General features: G+C 69.8%; 1 protein-coding gene. It reads right to left on the reverse strand.

Annotated features, from left to right (window positions below; all coding sequences use genetic code 11):
• Nucleotides 1-2541, reverse strand: a 2541-nt coding sequence (locus AWZ10_RS37505; RefSeq protein ID WP_159058502.1) for an SDR family NAD(P)-dependent oxidoreductase, incomplete at its 3' end; no start/stop codon positions are given.
• Between the last annotated feature and the right edge of the window lie 25 nt (nt 2542-2566).

Raw genomic sequence — 2566 nt, forward strand, 5'->3', positions numbered from 1 at the left:
AAACACCACGAACGCATCCAGATCCCAGCCCCGCGTCAACTCGTCCAGATACACCGCACCCCACCCCTTCGCCCCCAACACCGCAGCCAGATAGGCGTTGTCGATCTCGTCGAAGGGCTTGTGGTCCGGGACACCGGCCACGTGGAAGACGGCGTCGACACGGTGCCGGGAGAGAAGCGCGGCGACCGATGCCCGGTCGGCCATGTCGCAGGCCTCGACACTCACCCGGCGCGCTCCCAACTCCCTGAGTTCTGACGCGAGTTCATTGGCTCCGGGAGCCTCGGGTCCTCGACGGCCGGTGAGAACCAGTTCGCTCGCGCCGTTTCGGGCGAGCCAGCGAGCCACGTGGGCGCCGAGGGCTCCTGTGCCCCCGGTGACCAGGACTCGTCCGGAGGGCTTCCAGCCCTGACCGGTGGTGGCCCGTGGCGCCGGATCCTGTCGCAGGCGCCGGGCGAAGGCACGGTCGTCGCGCAACGCGAGCTGGTCCTCCGTCGCGGAGGCCAGTGCCGCCGCGACCAGGCCGGCCACGTCCCGGTCCGGGTTCTGCTGCAGGTCGATCAGGCCGCCCCAGCGGTCGGGGTGCTCCAGCGCCATCACACGTCCGAGCCCCCAGAGGGCGGCCTGCTCCGGATGCGGGGAGCCGTCGTCGTGGTGCTGTGCGACTGCTCCACGGGTGATCCACCACACGGGCCCGCCGATCTCGGCGTCGCCCAGTGCCTGTGTGGCGATGAGCGCCTGCGCGACGGTGTCGGGCAGGACGACCACTCCGGCGACGTCCACTCCTGTGAGGGCGGCGCGGATGGCTCGGGCGAGCTCCACCCGGTCGTGCTGATCGGGGACGGGCAGGACCAGGGCGTCGGGCAGGGCTGCGGTGACGGTGTCGAGCCGCGTCGAGGCTCCGGCCGGGTGCAGCACGAGCCACCGCCCGGCAGGTACAGATCCGGGAGCAGGGGACACCGCCTCCCAGTCGACGCGATACCGCCAGCCGTCGACCTCGGCTCGCACCGTCCGTTCCCGACGCCGGACGGAAAGCCCTGACAGGACGTCCTGGACGACGTCTTCACTGATATCCAGCGCGTTCGCCAGCTCGCGCGCCTCTTCCGGTTGCGTCGACTCCCACGATGCGAAGTCCTGCGCACTGCGCTTCGTCTGTGGCCAGAACCGCTCGCGCTGGAAGGCATACGTGGGCAGGTCGACTTCCGCCATGGGACGCGTGCCGATCATGGCGGCCCAGTCGACGGGTACACCCACCGTGAACCCGGCGGCGACACAGCTGACGACGGAGTCCACTTCGTCTCGGTCCTTGCGGAGCAGCGGGACGAAGAGCGCGTCGTCGGTGCCGTCCGGTACACACTCCCGGGCGAGGGCGGTGAGGGTGCCGTCGGGGCCGATCTCCAGGAAACGGGTCACACCCTCGGCCGCCAGAGCACTCACACCATCGGCGAAGCGCACCGCCTGACGGACATGACGCACCCAGTACTCGGCCGACGTCAGGTCACCGTCGGTGGCAAGGCGTCCGGTCACGTTAGACACCACGGGGATGGCGGGTGTTCCGTACGCGATCCCTTCCGCGACGGTACGGAAGGCGTCGAGCATCGGCTCCATCAGCGGGGAGTGGAAGGCGTGCGACACCCGCAGACGCGAGACACGTCGGCCCCGCGCCTTCAGTGCCTCGGCGACCTCGTTCACGGCCGCCTCGACACCGGCGATCACCACCGACCGCGGCCCGTTCACCGCCGCGACCGACACCAACGACACGTCCAGCAACGGGACAACCTCGTCCTCGGCCGCCTCCACCGCCACCATCGCCCCACCCGACGGCAACTCCTGCATCAACCGGCCACGCGCGGTGACCAAGGCGCACGCATCCTCCAGCGACAACACCCCCGCCACATGCGCGGCAGCAATCTCACCGACCGAATGACCGATGACAAAGTCCGGACGCACCCCCAACGACTCCACCAACCGGAACAGAGCCACCTCCACCGCGAACAACGCCGGCTGCGTCCACTCCGTACGACCCAACCGCTCGCCATCCCCACCGAAGACGACATCCCGCAACCCGGAGCCGACATACGCACACACCGCATCGAAAGCATCCGCGAAGACAGGGAACGCGTCATACAACTCCCGACCCATCCCCGGACGCTGAGCCCCCTGACCCGAGAACAAGAACGCCGTTGTGCCGAAGCCCGGAGCCGACCCTTCGACGACATTCGCAGCGGGCTCGCCCTGGGCCAGGCGGTCGAGACCAGCCAGAAGTCCGGCACGGTCATGACCTCGGACGACTGCCCGGTTCTCGAAGGGCGTCCGGGTCGTGACCAGGGCGGCCGCCACGGCGGCGGGGTCGAACTCCGGGTTCGTCTGTGCGTAGGCATGCAGGCGGGCTGCCTGGGAGCGCAGGGCCTCGGCGCTGCGACCGGACAACACCCACGGAACCACCGGCGGCACCGCGGACTCCACCTGCTCGACGGCGCTCTGCACCGGCGCCTCTTCGAGGATGACGTGGGCGTTGGTGCCGCTCAGACCGAACGACGACACACCCGCACGACGCGCACGCTCCACC

The organism is Streptomyces europaeiscabiei (assembly GCF_001550375.1).
GTDB lineage: Bacteria > Actinomycetota > Actinomycetes > Streptomycetales > Streptomycetaceae > Streptomyces > Streptomyces europaeiscabiei.